The organism is Enterobacter cloacae complex sp. EB5, from assembly GCF_031432835.1.
In the GTDB taxonomy this organism is placed as follows: Bacteria; Pseudomonadota; Gammaproteobacteria; order Enterobacterales; family Enterobacteriaceae; genus Enterobacter; species Enterobacter hormaechei_C.
The window spans coordinates 1,875,193-1,894,429 of sequence record NZ_CP133860.1 but is presented as its reverse complement, the minus strand read 5'-3'; the positions used below and the strand labels follow the sequence as shown (position 1 = coordinate 1,894,429).

Genomic DNA, 19,237 nt, shown 5'->3' with positions numbered 1-19,237 from the left:
CCTACTGATACGAAAAGGTGATGCTTGCCAGGGCGTTGGCCGAACCGGGGACCAGGTCTCCGGTTCGGATGTACTGCGCCTGGAACGGCAGGGACAGCGTTTGTGCCGAGCTGGTGGTCTGAATGAAAAACTGTCCCGTCGTGCCTGCGGCCGAGCTGTCCGGCCCCATCATCAGCGGCCCGGTACCGTTATAGAAAAACTGCACGCCAATGCCGGAGGCCGTGGAGTCCCCGGTCAGCGTCACGACCGACGAGGTATTTGACGGTGTGGTCTGATCGGTCATTACTGCGTTAACCGCCACGTTCTCATCACAGGTCAGGCTGACGTTAAACTCCCCCGACGGCGAGGTGCTGCCTACGCTGGGGAGCGTGTGAATATCAATGGAGCCCAGGTCGACGTTGGCGCTTTTTGTGCCTACCGTGCAGCCGCTTGCCGTCACCGTGATGGTGGTGGGGTTGATGATCACCTGCGCGGTTTTCACTTCGTTGTTATAGGCCGTCAGGATCGCCGCGTTAATGGTCGGGGTCTGGTATACGCCGGATTTCAGCGGAACGCCGGTCTTGATAAACGTCACTTTTGCCGACCAGCCCAGTGCGGTGGCGTACCCGCTCGTCCCATCCGCCGGATAGCTCTGCGTAATGCCCGTCTGCATCGGGACATAGGTGGTGCCGTTATAATCTTTGAGCCCAAGAATGAAGCCGATGCCGGGCACGCCCGTTTCAAATACCATGTAATTTGCGCCATCGAGAATAACCGTGATGCCGGTGGCGGTTATACTGCTGCTCGGCTCCAGCGTCCCTTTGGAGCAGGTAAATACCAGGCCGCACCAGAACACTTCCGCGACGCTCGCAGTGGCGCTCCATTCAGAGCCGATTGTCTTTCCAGGCACGATGGAATCTGCCGGGCCGGACCACGACATGGGCGTTGGCGAAAGGGTGATATCCGATGTCCAGGAGAGGGCAAGTGCCTGAGAGGACATGAAAAACAGGGCTATAAACAGTAAACGCATTATTGATACTCCGTCGTCCAGGTCGCCACTGCCGAAACGTCTCCGGCATTGACCGGCGCACCCGTGGCGGCCAGTCGCGCATAGAAGGTCATTTTTACGCTGTCATCCCCCGCCGCGCCGTAAGCAGCGGTTTGGGTGTCCAGCGGGATAAGTACGCTGTCTTTATCCAGAATCTGCACCGCCACGCCGGTCGCGCCGCCGTCAGCGACTTTCAGAAGCTGCGGGTTCTCGTCATCCGGCGTACCGCTGAAGCGGATTTTCACGCCAGCAAAGGTGGGGCCGCATGCTTCAAGGGTGAGCGTGAAGGGCGTTTTGATATTGCTGACCGCCCCCGCCTCGCTAAATTGCTTCACGCCGAGGGTGCCCAGCGGCACGTTTTGCTCCTTCGAATCTTCCGAGACAATGCAGGTATTGCCGATCACGTTGCCGGTCACGGAAACCAGCACGTCATAGCCGCGCGCGGGAACGGTGAGGACCATCAGCAGGATCAGGGGGAGGAACCGGACGGTTACTGACATATGACCTCCTGGGAATAAAGCCCGGTGCGGGCGTGATAAGTCTGCGGGTTCAGCGCATAGCGGATCGTGCAGCGCTGGGCGCTGTCGCGCCCCCATACGGCATGCAATGTTCCCTCCGCTGACAGGCCGGTCAGATACACGCTGCCGCCATCGCCGACGATACCGCTGGCTTTGTCATCCTCTGACGAGACCAGCGTGCCGAAGGGGAGCACGTCTTTAGCGTGACGTACGATAAACATCGCTTTTGCCCCCTGACGCGTGGTGAGGGTGGCGCGAACCAGTGCCCCGTCGGTGGGGATTTTATTGGCGATGGCGTTCTCAAGTTCCACGTCATTGCCCACGGTGGTGACATCCAGCGCAACCTGATTAACGCGATACGGCGTGGCGTACGGGATCACCGCATAGCCCCGGCTGTCGGTTTTGATGCCCTTGTGGTTGAGCACGGCGACATGGCTGGCGCCCGGGGCTTTCACCAGGATATTGGTGTTCCCGAGCGGCTGGCTCAGCGTCAGACCATCCTCATGCAGCACCGCACCGCCGCTCATCCCGTAGCTGAGGTTGCGGGAGTCACCGGCGTAGCTGTAGCCCAGGTTATAGTCTCCCCACGCGCCCTCGTATTGCAGCGCGGCATCCCCGCCGTAGTGCTGCTGCGCGCTGTAGCGCTGGTTGACGCTATAGAAAAGATTCTCCTGCCCCGGCAGATAACCACTGACACCGGTACTGGCGGTGGTGCCGGCGGGATCCGCATGGGTAGCGGTAAAACGGAGACGGGTCGACAGCGCCGGGTTACCCAGCGGCACAGAAAGGGACAACGCGAGGATATTGTCTTTCTTGTTGTCGTACAGGCTTGAGCTACGCTGGGCGCTGATGCCAAGCGACAGGTTACGAAACGTCGCGTTCCACGCGAATTGCAAACTTTGCGTGGTTTTTGACGTATTCCAGTAGGTTTGTTGATCCCAGGACAGCGACAGCGCGCCGTATTCGCCCATCGGCTGCGACAACAGCAGCTGATTTTTTGCCTTACGCGACATATGCAGGTTGTAAACCGTGTCGTAGTGAGTGGTGACGGTGCCATCGTCTTCCACGGTCTGTTTTGGCGCGCCGCCCGCCATGCCTTTGTAAGTGGTATCGCTGAGGGTATAAAACCCTGCCGTTGAGTAACGCAGCGAGAAGAAATTGACCCGCGTACCGATATCGTTCAGCAGCTTGCTGTACCGCAGGCGCACCGAATCACCGGTGTAGTGCTGATTATCAGCCAGCTGGCTGCGGGCATGGGTGAGGTCGAGGGAGTAGGCGCCAAAGCGGCCGAGATTCTGCCCGATACCGAAGGCCAGGCCGTTGTAGCGATCGGAAAACTGCGCCCCGCCATAAAACGTGAGGCCGTATCGCCAGCCCAGGAACAGCTCGCCCTGCGCGAAGGAGGGCGAGATCTGATCGCCCGCAGGGCGGTATTTCCCCGCCCCCAGAGCATATTTGACCTGACCGTTACGCACCAGATTCGGCACGCTGGCAAAGGGCAGGGTGTATTGCGTCTGGCTGCCGTCGCTCTCCTGAATGGTGACCGCGAGATCGCCGCCGGAAGAGGTCGGATAGAGATCTTTCAGCACAAACGCCCCCGGCGGAACGGAGGTTTGATAGATAACGTTACCGTTCTGGCGAACCGTCACCGTGGCATTGCTGCGCGCGATGCCGCGCACTTCAGGCGCGTAACCGCTCAGGCTGGCGGGCAACATATTGTCATCGGTCTTCAGGGCAATCCCACGCAGGCCAACGGCGTCAAACACCTGTGAGGAGGTGAACGTTTCACCGGCATAAACCTGGGCACGCAGGGCGCGGATATCCCGCTGTAGCCAGGTCTGGACGTGGGTGAGCTCGTTACTCTCTTTGGTCCACGTGGTGAAATCACGCAGCCGCCATGCGCCCAGGTTGGCGCCGCTGTTCAGGCTCACAAACAGCTGTTGTTCCCGCGTGCGCGTCTCGCCCCGGTATTCATTATTCGCGCCATTGACCACATAGTTCAGCCACGCGGCAGGGATGCCGGATTCCCAGCTCTCCGGGCTGACGTACCCGCGCGGCAGAGCGCGCATCGCGCTTTGCGGTACGGTGAAGTTGAGGGTAAGCGTCCTCTGGTCAAAATCAAACCGGGTATCGGCGAATGACCGGGTTAAAAAAATGCAGCGCTGCGCAGGCGGCAGCTCACCCCCTTTAGCCTGACGGCTGTCGATGCCAAGTGCGGCGAATTGCGCAGGCGTAAGGCACGGCAGGGCTTCACCGGCGGTGTTTTCAGCCACGCGAAACGTGACGTTACCTGTGAACGCGAACTGGGTGTTGATATACACGTTAAGATTGTACTCGCCCGGCGGCAACGCGCTCCCGGCGTTGACCCAGGCGAGATCGGCGCTGTTGGCGCGCTCGCCGTTGAGAAACGCAGGATTAAATTGCAGCTCGCTTTCGGCAGCCACGGCTTGCCGAATCACCAGGGCGATCGCCGTGGCGCACAGGATTTTAATTTTCATGTGGTCACGCCTTACTGTTTTTATTATTGGGACAATGACGTGCGGGTGACGGGCGTCCAGGCCCCATAATCGTTAATCGTCTGGTAGCTCATGCTGCTCGCATGGCTGAAGGTGTCTGCCAGCGTCACGCTGGATTTCGGCGGCACCATGACGGGCGACACCGGCCTGCCATCAATTTTCACGTTAATGGTGGTGAGGTAATACGGCGTTGGGTTGGTCAGCGTGACCTTGCCCGCGCGGTAGGCGCCAGCAAGGTTTTTCCATGCTTCCCCTGCGCCCTCCCTGAGCTGCTCCGGGCGATAAAAGACCTTGATGCGGTTGGCAGAGGCGAATTGCAGCGAATTGCCGGAACCGTTTTTAACCTGCTGTGGGATAGCTTTGACCGTCATCCAGTACAGCGTTTCGCGATCGGCTGGCAGGGCGCTGCCGCTGAACATGATTTTCACCGCGCTTTCGCTGGCGGGCTTCATGACGTACAGCGGCGGCGTGATGACGAAGTCGTTGGTACGGCTCCCTTTCTCGTCTTCCATCCATGACTGGATCAGAAACGTGGCATCAGGATGGGTATTTCTTACCTGCATCATCGTCTGCGCTGCCGCGCCGGTGTAGATCAGCCGCGTTGCGCCTAACCCCACGCCGCCTGCGTACACGGCGGATGAACATAACGTGCCAGCCAGACAAATCCATGTGTTTACGCGCATTGTGCGTCTCCTGAAAGCTGAGTCAGACCCGGCCAGCAGACCGGGCCTGAAGATTACGAATAGGTCACGGTGTAGGTGGCGACCGCGCTGGCATCACCCGCCGTGGCGTTGCCCAGTGGGGAGTAATATTTCGCGCTGAAGTTCAGGGTGTTCGCTCCCGCACGCAGGGGGATCGCTGCTGCCGGCTCACCCAGCCTGACGACGTTGCCCTGTTCGTCATAAAGACGGATAGCGACATGCTGCGCCGAGCCCGCGCCGCCGTTTACGCCCGCGGCCAGGCTATTCACATCGGTACTGTCCGGCGTACCGGTGAAGGTGATAGCCACGGTCGTTGCGGCAATGGGGTTATCTTCCGTGGACGCGGAGGTATCGGCGATTTCGCAATCTTCCAGGGTGATGGAGAAGGCTTTTGCGGTACTGGCTTCACTGCCTGCGGCAGCCAGCGTGGCGGTACGCACTTCACCCATGTCGACGTCGATATTGGCGCTACCGGCGCTGATGGCACAGGCGGAGGTCACCACTTTACCGCTGAAGTTAACCGTGCCGCCGCTGGTGGTGGCGGCCAGTGCTGAGCCCGCTGGCAGCAGGGCGGCAATGCTTAATGCCAGCAGAGAATGGCAAGTAAGGCGTGCTTTCATTTCATAGTTCCTTGGTTTTTTTATTACGAGATTTGCTCTGAAAGCGGCAGGTCTAACTGGTTAAAAAGACCAGCAAATCTGTCTTATTCCTGAGCCCGAGTTTCCTTATCGCTGAGCTTTTTAAGGCGCTCACGCGGCGATAAGAAAGTTTCTCCAGTTCTGCGATGTAACGTATATCCAGTCCGTTCCTGAGTTCCTTTAATACCCTCCTTTCTCCAGGCGTCAGCGATAACGCCGCTGGCTGCTTTTGGGGCCGATAATGGCTATCGACCATTTTTGCTAGCTTTATCCGCCACTGATAAACCGTGTTCTGTAGCGAGATATAGGCATCAATATCTTCCCGGACCCATAACAGGGAATGGGCAGAGGTTGAGTACAGGCAGATAATCACCTCAGGATGCGTGGCTTTGATTTTTTTTAAATATTTCAGTGAGTCATACCCTGTATGGTATTTCTCTGCGCCGGATATAAATAAGATATCGATACGAATCGACGACAACGTCTTATCCAGTTCCTGATAACCTCCTTCGATGATAATGATGTGAAGGTCGTCGCGGATGCTGCGTAATAACGTTTTAATGCCGTTTCTTGCATAATGATCGCCGCCCATCAATGCAACAGTAATATGCTGTGTTATTTGGCTGTTGTTCGTCATGTTATTCCTCGATTTATAATAGTAATCAGGCGAATTATTTATAAGGTTATCGCCAGTATTCTCGAAGCAATGACGTATTGCATAGTGTAGGCCTACTATACGTCGGCCAATAAAGAGGTAATCTGAATTAATCTAAAATTGTATTAATTACTAAGATCGAGACCGGTTACGACGCTTCCCTCTGATTGGTCTTATTCCGCTTCGCTTTCTGTAAATTATGATAGCCGCTATTTTTAATGAAAATTTAGCTTTGATAAATGTTTTGTAAGGAGTTTGTCGTCTGGTGTCAGCGCGGGTGTGAAGTTGCTGACGGGGAATAACAATTTACGAATGTTATCATCGATAAAAACTGATAGAAAGGTGACTGAAAAGTATACAAAAACCATCGAAGTTATTGATATGAGTCAGGTTAAGAAAACTTAAGGCTTAAGAGTGCTGAATATTTCAGACACGCATGTCCGTGGCATACAATGTTTTTTTATGTAGAGATTTGTCAATGTCAAGAGGCGAGGAGTGCGCCAAAAGGAGAGGTTCTGATAAATGAGATGCTGCCGATAGTCAGATACTTCTGTGGAGCGGAAATTCACTTCACAAAACATCATAATGAGATTGATCGCGGATGAAACGGCTCTGCACGCCGCATTCTACAAGGGTTGAGTTCTTATGCAGGTTCAGTGAAGCTTAAGGGGTGAAATATAAATTAAGATTTTTCGCCAACGGCGAAGATATACAGCATGCCGGTAATCAGTCACATTAATCCCGACGTGAATGTCATCCCATACATGCGGTGACTCAGGTTCAACATCTGTTAACCGGAGAATTCATACTGCCCCTATGCATAAGCATTACATAATAAATAATATCGTCGAATTTCATCCTGCGGCCAGCACGTTGCGTGATATCAACAATCCTGACCGTGTGGTTGTGTTAAATTCGCCAGCAGGCCGATGCCTGTTGTTATTAATCGACAGAGCGGGGTCGATTGTCACTCAGCAAGAGTTCCTTGATATTGTCTGGCAAAGCCGCGGCATGCTTGTCTCCTCCAATACCTATTACCAGAACATCTCCATCCTGCGCAAAGGGCTCAAAAAGATTGGTTTTGAAACTGACCCTATCGTTACCATTCCCCGGATTGGGCTGACGCTGGCAAGCGACACGCAAATAACCGTCAGAGAGTCTTCACCCGTCGCGCCTCAACCCGCAGAGGAACAATGTGTGGAGGCGCCAGCGATCGAGGAGGTATCTACAACTTCCGCGCCAGCAGCGCCCGTTGTCAGGAAGCCCACGCGCTGGCTGGCTGTCGTCATGGGGCTGTTGATCATCCTGGCCGGGGCAGGCGTGACGGGATATATGAACGCCACAGAAAACCGGTTTGTTGAGGATTACCGTTTTGCGGCATCCGTCGGGGCCTGTCGCGTTTATCTTGCGAACGACATCCAGACCCACGCTGAACGCGCTTCCGCGCTGACCTATGTGGAACAATTCAAGGCTGAATGCGCGCAATATCCCTGGGTTTACATCAGCTGGTACGCTCTGCTTCCTCGTGCGTCGGTTATTCGCTGCGACCGGCCAATGAAAGAACCGAACCGCTGTATATCTGATTATTTCCTGAAGGATAGCTAGCATGACTCGTTTTCGGCAGATGCTGTATATCATCGTGGCGGGCCTCGTCACGGCAGGCGTGCTGACGGGCTATTACCTGTGGCACCGAACTTACGTTCAGCCTTTGTCATGCCAGGCCAATCTGGTACAGCACCATCCGGATGAGACGCTGACGGTCTGGCTGAATTACACCTTCGACGGGAAATTCGGCACCCTGAGCATGAATGGCCGGGCAAAGAGCGATCCGGGTAAAACCATCGACAGGAAAATTTCCTTTCGCGTGGAGAGACAGGATCATCTCTATTTGCTGACGTCAGAAAAAAATATGACGTTCCCGGACGATAATGTCGACGACAGCTGGCTGGAAAAATATGAACCGCAATTTTTTGTCTATCCGGGCAAGAGTATTTATATGCGGATCAATGAACAACATAATGGTAACTATATCTTTACCTTAGGAACATTACCGACATATGTGTGTCGTGGTTCAAAAAAAGAATGATATAAACGAGAAAAACATTATATTTTCCTCCCGTCTCATTTATGCTTGATTTAAAATATCAGGATTATCTTAGAAATATAAAGTGCGACAGATCATGTTGCGATAATGTAATTAATTTTAAATTTGGCAAGTAAATGAAAAGTGTATTTGACTCATCCGATGGGGGGAAATCAGTACCGGAAAAGTGTCTGCATATTGGGTTGATATTATGGCCCCGCTATTCACTCCTGGCTGTCTCCGGGTTGCTGGAGGCGCTGCGTTATGCAGCGAAAGCGCAGGATAAATTAGCATTTAAAATCAGCCTGATAAGTGAATTTCCTGATATCCCGATTATCAGCAATGCGGGGATTAGCATGAGACCAGATTCCTCCCATGCGCCGCCGGACAGTTTTAACTACCTTGCTGTTATCGGCGGTGAATTGCAGTATCTGGACTTAGGGTATCAGGGGGATAAAGCGTATCTGGCACATGCCCACCATGCCGGGGTTCCGCTCATTGGCATTGGCACCGGCAGTTTTGTCCTCGCACAGGAAGGACTGCTGAATGAACGGCGAGCATCCATCCATCCTTTCCACCTTGATGCATTTCGGCAGTCTTTCCCGCAGGTTTATGCTGAGCAAGGATATGATTTCATCGACGATGGCGATGTGCTGACCTGCCCGGGCGGTATTTCCACCCTGACGCTGGCAACTGAGCTTATCCGCGCCCATGCCGGGGATGATATCGCCAGCACCACCTGTCAGCGTTTGTCGCTCGTTCCGCATGAAATTGCCACCCCGCGACCGGCCAATCTTGCGCTCATCCCTGACTCGCGACTGCGCCGCGCCGTCATGCTGATAGAACAGTTCCTGACCCGGCCGCTCACCACAGCCGGGCTAGCGCGAGAAGTGGCATTGAGTGAACGCCAGCTCAACCGTCTGTTCCACGCAGAATTCGGCAAAACGGCTCGCGAATTTATCCGCAGCGCCAGACTGCGCTATGCTTGCTGGCTGCTGAAGAACTCACAGCAGAGCGTGACGGATATTGCACAGCGGATGGGGTTCAGCGACTGCGCGCACTTTATTCGTCATTTTCAGACGGAGTATGGTTGTACGCCTGGGGTGTGGCGCACGTCGCAGAGTTAATTTTCTGAGGTGGATGTAAAATGCGGTTTATGTAGTTGCGCCATCAACTGCGGATACAATCGCGCTAGAGATGAAACGCAACCCGCTTGCCAGTGGGAAGTTCCACGTTAATGCTAAGTTTTCCGCCCATCGCTTCGATGTAACGCTTAAGCGTAGCAATCTTAAGATCGTTTCCACGCTGCTCCAGCTGTGTTACCGCAGGTTGACTTACGCCCATAAGATCGGCGACATGTTTTTGCGAAAGCTGGAGCTCTTCACGCAGAAGTTGCAGACCGGTTTCGAGGAACATTTCCTCTGCCATCTCCTGAATGCGCTGTTGGCTTTCCGGTGAGCGTGACGCAATCACTTCATTTAAGGTTTTCACTTGGCTGCCTCCAGGCTTGTCAGATGAAGGGTGAATTCGGCATCTGCAATGCGAATCAGTTTTTCATAAAAGGTTTTGTCATTACGCTTATCGCCCGCGCAAAGCACAATGGCCTGACGTACAGGATCAAACGCGAAGAACGCACGAACCGGGCGACCCGCATATTGAATACGTAACTCTTTCATATTCTTATACTGTGACCCTTTAACGGTATCCGCATAGGGACGAGGAAGACGCGGTCCATAATTCTGTAGATTTAACAGGTCTGCCAATACCTTTTCCTGCAACCCATCTTCCTGTTCAAGCAACCATTGCTCGAATACCTTACTAAACAGTACCGTCCACATGCTTTCGTCCATGATAAGCTGTAGCTTATAAAAAGAATATAAGCTGTAGTTAATAAATGCAATGGCTGTCAGTGGCAGCCAGGGCGTGAGTGGCAGGAGTATGACAAAGAAGAGATATCAAACGGATGGTGCAAGTGAGAAACTGCGAGGCGCTTTCCAGCATTTCTTCGAAATAAACATATAGGGCGGATGATCCGACTGGGAGATTCTTCAGGCACTTGTTATCCATAACAAAGCCATTTACCAGTTATACCTGGAGCGCCTGGTCTGCCCTAACCGAAAGCGAGGAAGCCGGGAAGGCAATAGTGAAATGTGTTGCGATTGTCCTTCTTGCTGAACCTGTAAGTAAGCCTTACAAGTTGCTTTTTATTCAAGCTCACCTTCTTCGTAAATGGCTTTGATATGCTGAGTTTTGGCTTGCGGTGTGACCTGAAAAAGAGCCGCTCTGGCTGCTTGCGACAGCCAGAGTGTTTCATGTTTAAAGCGACATGTGATGCGAGCGGTTCCGTCATCACAGGCAAACATAACAAATCACCTGTCGGAGATTGGATTACGTCTTATCAGCCATGTCGTTTCCATATCTCAAACGCCTGTTGCACAAGACGGTTTGCGCGCCAGAAACAGCCGCTAAGCCAGATGGTTTGTATTTGATTTTGCGAGGCGCTTTCCAGCATGTGGAATTTGGATCGCTGCAAGCGCGTCCTCTATCTCAATAAGCTTTGCTTTCGTCCGTTTATAATCATCCTGCAAACGTTGCTCCTGCTCGTTATACGCCACCAGAACGATGCATCCTTTCATGACCTTTACCGTGACCTGCTGTCCAGTATCAAACCCCGCCGCGCGCAGCCACTTGCCGGAAAGGATGATTTTTGGCGTAGATTTGTCGTAAACATTCGGGCGGTATCCCACAATTAATGAACGCTCGGTTCCGGATTGGTCGGTGTCTGGGGTAGAATGCGAATCAGCCATAATCAACTCCTTGATAGTTGGTGAGGTTAGCTCTCGTCCGGTGTTGCGAGCACCTGGCGAGGGCGTTTCAATTTGAGGTTTTCGTATGTTAAGGTACGTACCTCAGTGAAGATATCTTGCTCTTGTAGGTACGTACATGTCAACAGCTAAACGCGACCCTAATAAATCTAAATCCGGAAAAGCACCAACTTTTCAAATTCGTATTACGCCGGAGTTGAAGGCACAGTTTGAGGCTGCGGCGAAGGCTGAAGGGATGAGTTTGGGGAATTGGCTTAAATCATTAGGACGAAAAGAGCTAGAAAAAAATAGTTAACTATAGGCAATAAACTTATTTTATTGCCTTATTAGTATGTTAAGTAATTTCATATAAAATATAAACAGATGTAGCTTCTATAAAGTCATCTTGATCAATAGTGTGTATATGTAATCTATCAGTGTATTTTGACATAAATTTGCCATCAATGTATTTTGTAAATTCATTATCAATATAATCACAAGTATTATCATATTTCCCGTGTATGGTATGTATTTGTTTATTAAGCATATCTGTTAACCTTACATCATAAATAAATTCGCCTGCTCTGACCTGCCCCCACGATTAGATACAACACTCAGTTAGTAACGTCGGAATCTTCATTCTCAGAATGACCCTTTCTCCAGCCCGCTGCAAATTCAGACGGTGTCTGATAATTCAGCGTGGAGTGCGGGCGGCATTCGTTATAATCCTGCCGCCAGTCATTAATAATTTTCCTGGCATGAACGATATCGCTGAACCAGTGCTCATTCAAACATTCATCGCGAAATCGTCCGTTAAAGCTCTCAATAAATCCGTTCTGCGTTGGCTTGCCCGGCTGGATTAAGCGCAACTCAACACCATGCTCAAAGGCCCATTGATCCAGTGCACGGCAAGTGAACTCCGGCCCCTGGTCAGTTCTTATCGTCGCCGGATAGCCTCGAAACAGTGCAATGCTGTCCAGAATACGCGTGACCTGAACGCCTGAAATCCCAAAGGCAACAGTGACCGTCAGGCATTCCTTTGTGAAATCATCGACGCAGGTAAGACACTTGATCCTGCGACCGGTGGAAAGTGCGTCCATGACGAAATCCATCGACCAGGTCAGATTGGGCGCCGCCGGACGGAGCAGCGGCAGACGTTCTGTTGCCAGCCCTTTACGACGTCTTCTGCGTTTTACGCCCAGGCCACTGAGGTGATAAAGCCGGTACACGCGCTTATGATTAACATGAAGCCCTTCACGGCGCAGCAACTGCCAAATACGACGGTAGCCAAAACGCCTGCGCTCCAGTGCCAGCTCAGTGATGCGCCCTGATAAATGCGCATCAGCAGCCGGACGGTGAGCCTCATAGCGGCAGGTCGACAGGGATAAACCTGTAAGCCTGCAGGCACGACGTTGCGACAGACCGGTCGCATCACACATCAACATCACGGCTTCCCGCTTCTGGTCTGTCGTCAGTACTTTCGCCCAAGAGCCACCTGAAGCGCCTCTTTATCCAGCATGGCTTCGGCAAGCAGCTTCTTGAGTCTGGTGTTCTCTTCCTCAAGCGACTTCAGGCGCTTAACTTCAGGCACCTCCATACCGCCATACTTCTTACGCCAGGTGTAAAACGTGGCATCGGAAATGGCATGCTTGCGGCAGAGTTCACGGGCGGGTACCCCAGCTTCGGCTTCGCGGAGAATACTGATGATCTGTTCGTCGGAAAAACGCTTCTTCATGGGGATGTCCTCATGTGGCTTATGAAGACATTACTAACATCGGGGTGTACTAATCAACGGGGAGCAGGTCACATCTACAAGAACGTTTGTGCACATACCGAGGCATATCAACAATGTTGCTCGGCTTAAAACATGTCGATTTAGCAAGCTCCAAACAGTACCAGAACAAAACTCGCCAAAAACTATCCCGCCTTCAGAAATGCGCCTTCGACCTACTAGGGGTCGGTTTGGATATCGAAAATTATTGTACGTTAAGGGTGTTTTTTGGCCTTACTACTTTAGCTGGCCTTAGCCGACGAAACGTCCGTTGTGGGCTGTAAGTTCAATGGGTCAACGCAACACTAAACTTCAATTCCTGTATCTCTCATGTCAGGCATATTGAAATGACCGGCAATACCTGACAAAAGGAAGCGAAATGGTGCTGATTTATACCGGTTATAGCGTGCTTTGTGGGCATCCTTTATCTTCCGAACATTGACCCCGTTTACGTTTCGTGTAGAGTAAAAAGGCTTTTAGCCGGGGAATGTCTGATTTTTATCAGCCCGGCGGGCATTCGTGACCAGTGCTGAAAGCTCATGCAGCCGGTCTTTCTGGTTCCTTAAGGTGCATAAGCCCCCCGTAAAGGAGTTATAAAAAAACCATCATGCGTATTACGCCACCATAAGTCGTCCCCCTCTCTGTCGCACTGAGTGACCTCAGTCGCGCACTCAAAAGCATCCCGTCTGCGGATGTGCTTTTTCGTACATAAACTTTGCCTTCACGGGCTGACTGTCTTCAAAAACTGAGAAACTACTATGTTGCTGTCCTCGACGCGTAAGGACTGGCTGGGTAACGTCCGTGGTGACGTCCTCGCCGGTATTGTGGTCGCGCTCGCGCTTATTCCGGAAGCGATCGCCTTTTCCATCATCGCTGGCGTAGATCCGCAGGTCGGTCTCTACTCCGCCTTCTGTATTCCCCTGGTTATGGCCTTCTTTGGTGGCCGCCCGGCGATGATTTCGTCCGCCACCGGTGCGATGGCGCTGTTGATGATTACGCTGGTAAAAGACCACGGCCTGCAGTACCTGCTTGCCGCCTCGGCACTGACCGGCGTTCTTCAACTGATTGCCGGCTACCTGAAGCTCGGCAGCCTGATGCGCTACGTGTCCCGCTCGGTGGTCACCGGCTTTGTGAACGCGCTGGCGATACTGATATTTATGGCGCAGCTGCCGGAACTCACCAACGTAACCTGGCACGTATATGCTCTGACCGCTGCCGGTCTTGGTATAATCTATCTTTTCCCGTACCTGAATAAAACCATCCCCTCTCCCCTGGTCTGCATCATCGTGCTGACCGCCATTTCCATGTGGCTGCACCTCGACGTGCGCACCGTGGGCGATATGGGCAAACTGCCGGACAGCCTGCCGGTATTCCTCATTCCTGACATCCCGCTTAACCTTGACACGCTGCGGATTATTTTGCCGTATTCAGCCGGGCTTGCCGTGGTGGGGCTGCTGGAGTCGATGATGACCGCAACCATCGTGGACGACATGACCGACACGCCAAGCGACAAGAACCGTGAGTGCAAGGCGCAGGGTATTGCCAATATCTGCACCTCGTTCATCGGCGGCATGGCGGGCTGCGCCATGATTGGTCAGTCGGTGATTAACGTGAAGTCCGGCGGACGTGGGCGTCTTTCCACGCTCACGGCGGGCGTGGTGCTGCTGTTAATGGTGGTATTTCTGCGCCAGTGGGTGTCACAGATACCGATGGCGGCCTTGGTTGCGGTGATGATTATGGTTTCCATCGGCACCTTCTCCTGGCGCTCCATCAGCAACCTGCGCTCTCATCCGTTCTCAACCAGCGTGGTGATGCTGGCAACCGTGGTGGTGGTGGTGGCCACCGATAACCTGGCATTTGGCGTGCTGACCGGCGTGCTGATTGCCGCGCTGAACTTCGCCACCAAGGTCGCCCGCTTCATGGCAGTCTCCTCTGAGCTGAAGGGCGATACCCGGACCTACACCGTGACTGGCCAGGTCTTCTTTGCCTCGTCTGACCGGTTTACCAGCCACTTCGACTTCCGCGAGGCGCTGGAGCGCGTGGTGATCGACGTGACGCACGCCCACTTCTGGGACATTACATCGGTCAGTGCCCTGGACCGCATCGTGATCAAGTTCCGCCGCGAGGGCACGGAGGTGGAAATCAGGGGCATGAACGACGCAACCCGCACTATCGTTGACCGCTTTGGCGTGCATGACAAGCCCGAAGAAGTTGAAAAGCTGATGGGCGGCCATTAATCCACAGGAGAATTCATCATGAATAACACCGTTATTGCCTGCGTGGACGGTTCGCCGTCAACCCGTTCGGTCTGTGAGTATGCGGCCTGGGCGGCCGGGAAACTGGACGTGCCCCTTGCCCTGATGCACGTGCTGGAAAAAAATGACCCTCCCGCTGTGTCCGACCTGACCGGCACCATCGGTATCGACAGCCGGGAGCAGCTGACTGAAGAGCTGGTCCGCATCGAGGGCGAGCGCAGCCGCCTGATGATGGCACAGGGAAAGGCCGTGCTGACTGACTGTGCGGCGCTGCTGAAGCAGGCCGGACAGCCGGAGGTCCAGCTGATGCAAAAGAACGGCGCGCTGGATGAGATCCTGGCAGAGCTGGGCGATATCCGTCTGATGGTGCTGGGCCGCAGAGGCTCCCGGAATCCGGTTGGCAGCCACCTGGAAAGCGTCATCCGGCTGCAGAAGCGACCGGTGCTGGTCGTGCCGGAAACCTTTTCGACGCCGTCACGGGTCATGTTTGCGTATGACGGCAGTGAGGCGAGCCGGGAAAACCTGATGCGCCTGACCGTCAGCCCGCTCCTGAGCGGTCTGACCTGCCATCTTGTCATGGTTAACGGCGAAGCGTCGACGCTGCAGGATGCACAGGCGATCCTGCAGGAGGCTGGTATCGTCACGGCAGCCCAGCTACTGGAGGATAAATCTGTCACCGGCGCGTTATGCCGGTATGCCGATGAGAATGGCATCGACCTGACGGTGATGGGGGCTTATGGGCATTCACGGTTGCGGCGATTCTTTATCGGCAGCCACACCACTGAGATGCTCTCAGAAAGTCGCCAGGCTCTGCTGATGCTGCGATGAAGCGCACGGGCCTGTCTTTCAGGCCCGTCTTATGCCATCTGAAAGAAGTGCGGCGCAGCCCGCTGCGCCTGCGTTAGCTATCATTCAGGCTCTGTAAAAGCCGCAGTAATCAGGCTGGCTGGATCAGCGTGCCTGATTAATACGCGGGCTTTACGGGATAAGAGCCAGTACACAGGGAAAATATGCGTCAGCTATTTCGTTTTATGTTTCAGCACGGCAGCCATCTGATTTTTGGCGCGATCCTGATGGCCATGTCGAGCTTTGGACAGACCTACTTTATTTCGCTTTACGGTCAGGAATTCAGGCAGACTTTTGGACTCAGCGATGGCGGACTGGGCGGGCTGTACGCCATCGGCACCGTGATGAGCGCGGTGACGCTGACCTGGGCAGGCAGGCTGATTGACTACACGACCACCCGGCGTTTTACGCTGGCCGTTACTCTGCTGTTGACCATTGCCTGCCTGCTGATATCAGGTGCGCAGGCGGCATGGATGCTCGGCATTGGTTTTTATTTTCTTCGTTTTGGTGGTCAGGGCCTGATGGTGCATACCGCGCTTACGGCGACGGCGCGCCAGTTTCCACTCGATGCAGGCAAGGCGCTCGGGGCCATTGCGCTGGGATTATCGCTGGCGCAGGCTGTTTTCCCTGTCGTGGCGGTGCAGATAAGTAATCTGACAGGCTGGCGTCTCGCATGGAGCCTCAACGCCGCCATTCTTATCGCCGGCATCGCGATCGCGCTGATGTTCCTGCCGCGCGGTCGGGAAGCCCCGCTGCGAAACTTCAGAAATCGGGGCGAGGCGGTGATAAAGGAAGCGTCCATATGGAAAAACCGCAACCTCCTGCTGGCGCTGCCGGTCGTTCTCGCCTCGCCATTTATCACCACCGGCTTCTTTTTTCATCAGGCCAGGCTTGCAGAGGAAAAGGGCTGGGCACTGTCGTGGGTGGCAGTGTGGTTTATCGCCTACGCTCTGACTCAGGCCGTATCGCTGCTCTCTTTCGGACCTATGATCGACAGACTGACGCCGCGCCGGCTGCTCCCCTGGTTCCTGATGCCGCAGGCGGTCGCCATGTCTGCGCTCTGGCTCAGCAACGGCCAGTGGGTGACGCCTTTTTACCTCATCATGACCGGCATATCCTCGGCGATCGCCTCAACGCTCGCCACCGCGCTCTGGGTACAGCTCTTTGGTCCGGCGCAGCTGGCGAGGGTGCGATCGGCGGTTGAAGCCGGGATGGTAGTAGTCAGCGGGGCATCACCGGTAATTATGGGCGTGCTCATTGACCACCAAGTGACGCTGCGACTGCAGGCGATGCTCTGTCTGATTTACATTGTCAGTGCCAGCCTGCTCGCAACCCGCATCAAAGCAGATGTGCCGGATATAAACTTCTAGGCCGACGCGGTACATGAGACCAGTGAATTCAGTAAAATTCGATTCTGAATAAGGTGTAAATCGCATGGATAATCCAGGCACTCCAGAGCTTGATGGAATATCCGAACGTCCGCTTTTCGCGGTGAGTTTAACGTGATCAAGCCCCTACCACAGCTCAGGAGTACAAAAAATCACCTTAACGTACAATAATTTTCGATATCCAAACTGACCCCTACTAACACGACGATACGGCAATGGCGATGCTGCTGGTGAGATATTGGCTGGCATGGGGACAAGGTTTGTCCGAAATGTAGCGACTTGATTTATGTGTTAGACGTTTAAGAGACAGTTTCGGTCGGTAGAGTTCGTAGATTAAATCTGAGCGTGCCGACATCGACCATTGCCCCTCTTTTACCAGGGAAGGAAATTAGATATATTTCTACAATTCCGGAAATATAGAAATGAGATACAAATGGAGCTTTCAAAAGCAGCAGATACCCTGAAGGAGCTGGGGCATCCTACGCGCCTGAGCGTGTACAGAGAATTGGTTAAAGCCGGACATGAAGGGTTACCGGTTGGTGAACTGCAGAAGCGGCTCGAAATCCCAGCGTCTACGTTGAGCCATCATCTTTCCTCGTTGATATCAGTTTCTTTGGTACGCCAGGAACGTCAGGGCAGAACGCTTTTTTGCCACGCTCGATATGAAAACCTTGAAGCTCTGATTACCTTCCTGACAGAAGAATGCTGCTCAGGGACTGACAACTGCCTCACCATGCCCCAGAAAACGGAGAAGTAAAATGACAGGTGATCTTAAGAATGTTGATGCGGGTTTGTTCGACACCTCAATCACAGAAGCAAGATTCGGTGTTCCTGCCGTTCCTCATCCGCCGCGAATCCTCATGCTATACGGCTCTGTACGTGAACGCTCTTACAGCCGATTGGCAACGGAAGAAGCGGCAAGATTGCTGACAGCCATGGGCGCAGAGGTTCGGATCTTCAGTCCCTCAGGCTTGCCTCTTCCTGATGATGCGCCTGACTCGCATCCTAAAGTCATGGAACTGCGCGAGCTGGTTCGTTGGTCCGAAGGGATGGTGTGGTGTTCCCCTGAACGCCATGGTGCGATGACCGGCATCATGAAAGCCCAGATTGATTGGATACCGTTATCAGAAGGCGCTGTTCGCCCTTCGCAGGGTAAGACACTGGCCGTTATGCAGGTCTGCGGTGGCTCTCAGTCTTTCAATGCCGTAAACCAGATGCGAATTCTTGGCCGCTGGATGCGGATGATCACCATCCCGAATCAGTCCTCTGTGGCAAAAGCCTGGCAGGAATTTGATGAAGATGGACGAATGAAACCGTCGTCTTATTACGACAGGATCGTGGATGTGATGGAAGAACTGGTGAAATTTACTCTGCTGACCCGAGGTAACTCCGCCTATCTCGTTGATCGCTACAGCGAACGAAAAGAGTCTGCAGAAGAACTTTCACGGCGGGTTAATCAGAGCAAAATTTGAGGGCTGGTATGAGTGATGTAACGGCATTCAACAACTGCATGAGCGTGTTCTGGCGGCTACATGAAGCAGAACTATCTCGCTTTCTGACATCGAAGACAGGTGATAGCGAAAAAGCAGCAGACCTTCTGCAAGAGCTATTCCTGCGTGCCCGCGCTCATTCAGACAGTTTCTGCGAAATGGAGAATCCGCGAGCCTGGCTGTATCGGGCGGCGAGGAATCTGCTGATTGATGAGTACCGCACCACCAGGGAATTCGTTGAGCTGGAAGATGATGCCCCATTAACTGATGCATCCCCTGATGCAATCTCAACGCTGGATATTTGCCTGCCTGAAACATTGCAGGCATTACCTGAAGATGAGCGGTGGTTGATTGAAGAATCCGACCTTAACCGGCGTCCCCAGCAGTCCCTGGCCGATGAACTGGGAATCACGCTTACGGCGTTTAAATCCCGACTACTTCGGGCCAGAAAACACCTGAAAGAGACGATGACAGAACTTTGTCAGATTGAGGCGGATGACACGTCTTCCGTCTGCTGCCACAAAAAAATGAATTAATCGCGCATC

21 protein-coding genes are annotated in these 19,237 nt (G+C 53.5%); 10 read left to right on the top strand and 11 right to left on the bottom strand.

Going from position 1 to position 19,237, the window contains the following annotated elements; all coding sequences use genetic code 11:
- Position 1: 1 nt before the first annotated feature.
- From RHN82_RS09045 to RHN82_RS09020, 6 genes are read right to left on the bottom strand one after another with little or no spacing between them, the layout of a single operon-like run.
- Positions 2–1,009 (bottom strand): fimbrial protein, encoded by a 1,008-nt coding sequence (locus RHN82_RS09045; protein ID WP_047050711.1) that lies wholly within the window; start codon positions 1,007–1,009, stop codon positions 2–4.
- Positions 1,009–1,527: a fimbrial protein gene (locus RHN82_RS09040; RefSeq protein WP_047050713.1), complete on the bottom strand. Its 519-nt coding sequence runs from the start codon at positions 1,525–1,527 to the stop codon at positions 1,009–1,011. Before RHN82_RS09040 ends, RHN82_RS09045 begins: the two co-directional genes overlap by 1 nt.
- Positions 1,518–4,043, bottom strand: a complete 2,526-nt coding sequence (locus RHN82_RS09035; RefSeq protein ID WP_047050714.1) for a fimbria/pilus outer membrane usher protein — start codon at positions 4,041–4,043, stop codon at positions 1,518–1,520. Before RHN82_RS09035 ends, RHN82_RS09040 begins: the two co-directional genes overlap by 10 nt.
- A 23-nt stretch (positions 4,044–4,066) precedes the next feature.
- Complete coding sequence (locus tag RHN82_RS09030) at positions 4,067–4,744, bottom strand: molecular chaperone (RefSeq protein WP_047050715.1); 678 nt, start codon at positions 4,742–4,744, stop codon at positions 4,067–4,069.
- Between the two features lie 53 nt (positions 4,745–4,797).
- Entirely contained in the window at positions 4,798–5,382 is a 585-nt protein-coding gene (locus tag RHN82_RS09025) for a fimbrial protein (protein WP_023299002.1), read from the bottom strand.
- A 52-nt stretch (positions 5,383–5,434) separates the two neighbouring features.
- Positions 5,435–6,037, bottom strand: a complete 603-nt coding sequence (locus RHN82_RS09020; protein WP_047050717.1) for a helix-turn-helix transcriptional regulator — start codon at positions 6,035–6,037, stop codon at positions 5,435–5,437.
- An 834-nt stretch (positions 6,038–6,871) separates the two neighbouring features.
- On the opposite strand from RHN82_RS09020, the gene RHN82_RS09015 reads away from it, so the two are divergent.
- The 3 genes from RHN82_RS09015 (at position 6,872) to RHN82_RS09005 (ending at position 9,265) form a co-directional block, all read left to right on the top strand.
- Positions 6,872–7,660, top strand: coding sequence for a winged helix-turn-helix domain-containing protein (locus tag RHN82_RS09015; protein WP_045329485.1), 789 nt, complete (start codon positions 6,872–6,874; stop codon positions 7,658–7,660).
- Between the two features lies 1 nt (position 7,661).
- A complete protein-coding gene (locus RHN82_RS09010; protein ID WP_047050718.1) occupies positions 7,662–8,141 on the top strand; it encodes a hypothetical protein in 480 nt (159 codons plus the stop codon).
- Positions 8,142–8,341: 200 nt separating this feature from the next.
- Positions 8,342–9,265: a GlxA family transcriptional regulator gene (locus RHN82_RS09005; protein WP_306659836.1), complete on the top strand. Its 924-nt coding sequence runs from the start codon at positions 8,342–8,344 to the stop codon at positions 9,263–9,265.
- Between the two features lie 64 nt (positions 9,266–9,329).
- Here RHN82_RS09005 and RHN82_RS09000 read toward each other — a convergent pair whose 3' ends face one another.
- The 4 genes from RHN82_RS09000 to RHN82_RS08985 all read right to left on the bottom strand — a co-directional run bounded on the left by RHN82_RS09000 (position 9,330) and on the right by RHN82_RS08985 (position 10,945).
- Complete coding sequence (locus RHN82_RS09000; RefSeq protein WP_045335986.1) at positions 9,330–9,629, bottom strand: helix-turn-helix domain-containing protein; 300 nt, start codon at positions 9,627–9,629, stop codon at positions 9,330–9,332.
- On the bottom strand, positions 9,626–9,976 hold the full coding sequence (locus RHN82_RS08995) for a type II toxin-antitoxin system RelE/ParE family toxin (protein ID WP_047050720.1): 351 nt from the start codon (positions 9,974–9,976) through the stop codon (positions 9,626–9,628). The genes RHN82_RS09000 and RHN82_RS08995 overlap by 4 nt, the downstream gene beginning before the upstream one ends.
- A gap of 366 nt (positions 9,977–10,342) precedes the next feature.
- Positions 10,343–10,501 carry a hypothetical protein gene (locus tag RHN82_RS24555; RefSeq protein WP_232959786.1) on the bottom strand — a complete coding sequence of 53 codons (159 nt, stop codon included), beginning with the start codon at positions 10,499–10,501 and terminating at the stop codon, positions 10,343–10,345.
- A 102-nt stretch (positions 10,502–10,603) separates the two neighbouring features.
- Positions 10,604–10,945, bottom strand: coding sequence for a SymE family type I addiction module toxin (locus RHN82_RS08985; protein WP_006812446.1), 342 nt, complete (start codon positions 10,943–10,945; stop codon positions 10,604–10,606).
- A 136-nt stretch (positions 10,946–11,081) separates the two neighbouring features.
- Here RHN82_RS08985 and RHN82_RS08980 point away from each other — a divergent pair, with 136 nt between their 5' ends.
- Positions 11,082–11,258: a toxin-antitoxin system HicB family antitoxin gene (locus tag RHN82_RS08980; RefSeq protein WP_071962261.1), complete on the top strand. Its 177-nt coding sequence runs from the start codon at positions 11,082–11,084 to the stop codon at positions 11,256–11,258.
- Between the two features lie 298 nt (positions 11,259–11,556).
- On the opposite strand, the gene RHN82_RS08975 is transcribed toward RHN82_RS08980, so the two are convergent.
- Positions 11,557–12,677 (bottom strand): IS3-like element ISSen4 family transposase gene (locus RHN82_RS08975; RefSeq protein WP_085950818.1). Its coding sequence is split into 2 segments (ribosomal slippage): positions 11,557–12,419 and positions 12,419–12,677, totalling 1,122 coding nucleotides; the frame shifts between segments, so codons are not numbered across the junction.
- Between the two features lie 794 nt (positions 12,678–13,471).
- Between RHN82_RS08975 and RHN82_RS08970 the strand changes: the two genes are divergently transcribed.
- From RHN82_RS08970 to RHN82_RS08945, 6 genes are all read left to right on the top strand, one after another.
- Entirely contained in the window at positions 13,472–14,950 is a 1,479-nt protein-coding gene (locus RHN82_RS08970) for a SulP family inorganic anion transporter (RefSeq protein WP_032620715.1), read from the top strand.
- Positions 14,951–14,968: 18 nt separating this feature from the next.
- Positions 14,969–15,796 carry a universal stress protein gene (locus RHN82_RS08965; RefSeq protein WP_040117037.1) on the top strand — a complete coding sequence of 276 codons (828 nt, stop codon included), beginning with the start codon at positions 14,969–14,971 and terminating at the stop codon, positions 15,794–15,796.
- A 182-nt stretch (positions 15,797–15,978) separates the two neighbouring features.
- A complete protein-coding gene (locus tag RHN82_RS08960; RefSeq protein WP_040117038.1) occupies positions 15,979–17,184 on the top strand; it encodes an MFS transporter in 1,206 nt (401 codons plus the stop codon).
- Positions 17,185–17,635: 451 nt separating this feature from the next.
- Positions 17,636–17,959 carry a helix-turn-helix transcriptional regulator gene (locus RHN82_RS08955; protein WP_032620711.1) on the top strand — a complete coding sequence of 108 codons (324 nt, stop codon included), beginning with the start codon at positions 17,636–17,638 and terminating at the stop codon, positions 17,957–17,959.
- A 1-nt stretch (position 17,960) separates the two neighbouring features.
- On the top strand, positions 17,961–18,674 hold the full coding sequence (gene arsH / locus RHN82_RS08950) for an arsenical resistance protein ArsH (RefSeq protein WP_040117039.1): 714 nt from the start codon (positions 17,961–17,963) through the stop codon (positions 18,672–18,674).
- A gap of 8 nt (positions 18,675–18,682) precedes the next feature.
- A complete protein-coding gene (locus RHN82_RS08945) occupies positions 18,683–19,228 on the top strand; it encodes a sigma-70 family RNA polymerase sigma factor (protein ID WP_040117040.1) in 546 nt (181 codons plus the stop codon).
- The last annotated feature ends 9 nt before the right edge of the window (positions 19,229–19,237 follow it).

Coding starts and splice junctions, on each gene's coding strand:
- RHN82_RS09045 (WP_047050711.1), bottom strand. CDS start 1,009: ATGCGTTTACTGTTTATAGCCCTGTTTTTCATGTCCTCTCAGGCACTT.
- RHN82_RS09040 (WP_047050713.1), bottom strand. CDS start 1,527: ATGTCAGTAACCGTCCGGTTCCTCCCCCTGATCCTGCTGATGGTCCTC.
- RHN82_RS09035 (WP_047050714.1), bottom strand. CDS start 4,043: ATGAAAATTAAAATCCTGTGCGCCACGGCGATCGCCCTGGTGATTCGG.
- RHN82_RS09030 (WP_047050715.1), bottom strand. CDS start 4,744: ATGCGCGTAAACACATGGATTTGTCTGGCTGGCACGTTATGTTCATCC.
- RHN82_RS09025 (WP_023299002.1), bottom strand. CDS start 5,382: ATGAAAGCACGCCTTACTTGCCATTCTCTGCTGGCATTAAGCATTGCC.
- RHN82_RS09020 (WP_047050717.1), bottom strand. CDS start 6,037: ATGACGAACAACAGCCAAATAACACAGCATATTACTGTTGCATTGATG.
- RHN82_RS09015 (WP_045329485.1), top strand. CDS start 6,872: ATGCATAAGCATTACATAATAAATAATATCGTCGAATTTCATCCTGCG.
- RHN82_RS09010 (WP_047050718.1), top strand. CDS start 7,662: ATGACTCGTTTTCGGCAGATGCTGTATATCATCGTGGCGGGCCTCGTC.
- RHN82_RS08995 (WP_047050720.1), bottom strand. CDS start 9,976: ATGTGGACGGTACTGTTTAGTAAGGTATTCGAGCAATGGTTGCTTGAA.
- RHN82_RS24555 (WP_232959786.1), bottom strand. CDS start 10,501: ATGTTTGCCTGTGATGACGGAACCGCTCGCATCACATGTCGCTTTAAA.
- RHN82_RS08985 (WP_006812446.1), bottom strand. CDS start 10,945: ATGGCTGATTCGCATTCTACCCCAGACACCGACCAATCCGGAACCGAG.
- RHN82_RS08980 (WP_071962261.1), top strand. CDS start 11,082: ATGTCAACAGCTAAACGCGACCCTAATAAATCTAAATCCGGAAAAGCA.
- RHN82_RS08970 (WP_032620715.1), top strand. CDS start 13,472: ATGTTGCTGTCCTCGACGCGTAAGGACTGGCTGGGTAACGTCCGTGGT.
- RHN82_RS08965 (WP_040117037.1), top strand. CDS start 14,969: ATGAATAACACCGTTATTGCCTGCGTGGACGGTTCGCCGTCAACCCGT.
- RHN82_RS08960 (WP_040117038.1), top strand. CDS start 15,979: ATGCGTCAGCTATTTCGTTTTATGTTTCAGCACGGCAGCCATCTGATT.
- RHN82_RS08955 (WP_032620711.1), top strand. CDS start 17,636: ATGGAGCTTTCAAAAGCAGCAGATACCCTGAAGGAGCTGGGGCATCCT.
- arsH (WP_040117039.1), top strand. CDS start 17,961: ATGACAGGTGATCTTAAGAATGTTGATGCGGGTTTGTTCGACACCTCA.
- RHN82_RS08945 (WP_040117040.1), top strand. CDS start 18,683: ATGAGTGATGTAACGGCATTCAACAACTGCATGAGCGTGTTCTGGCGG.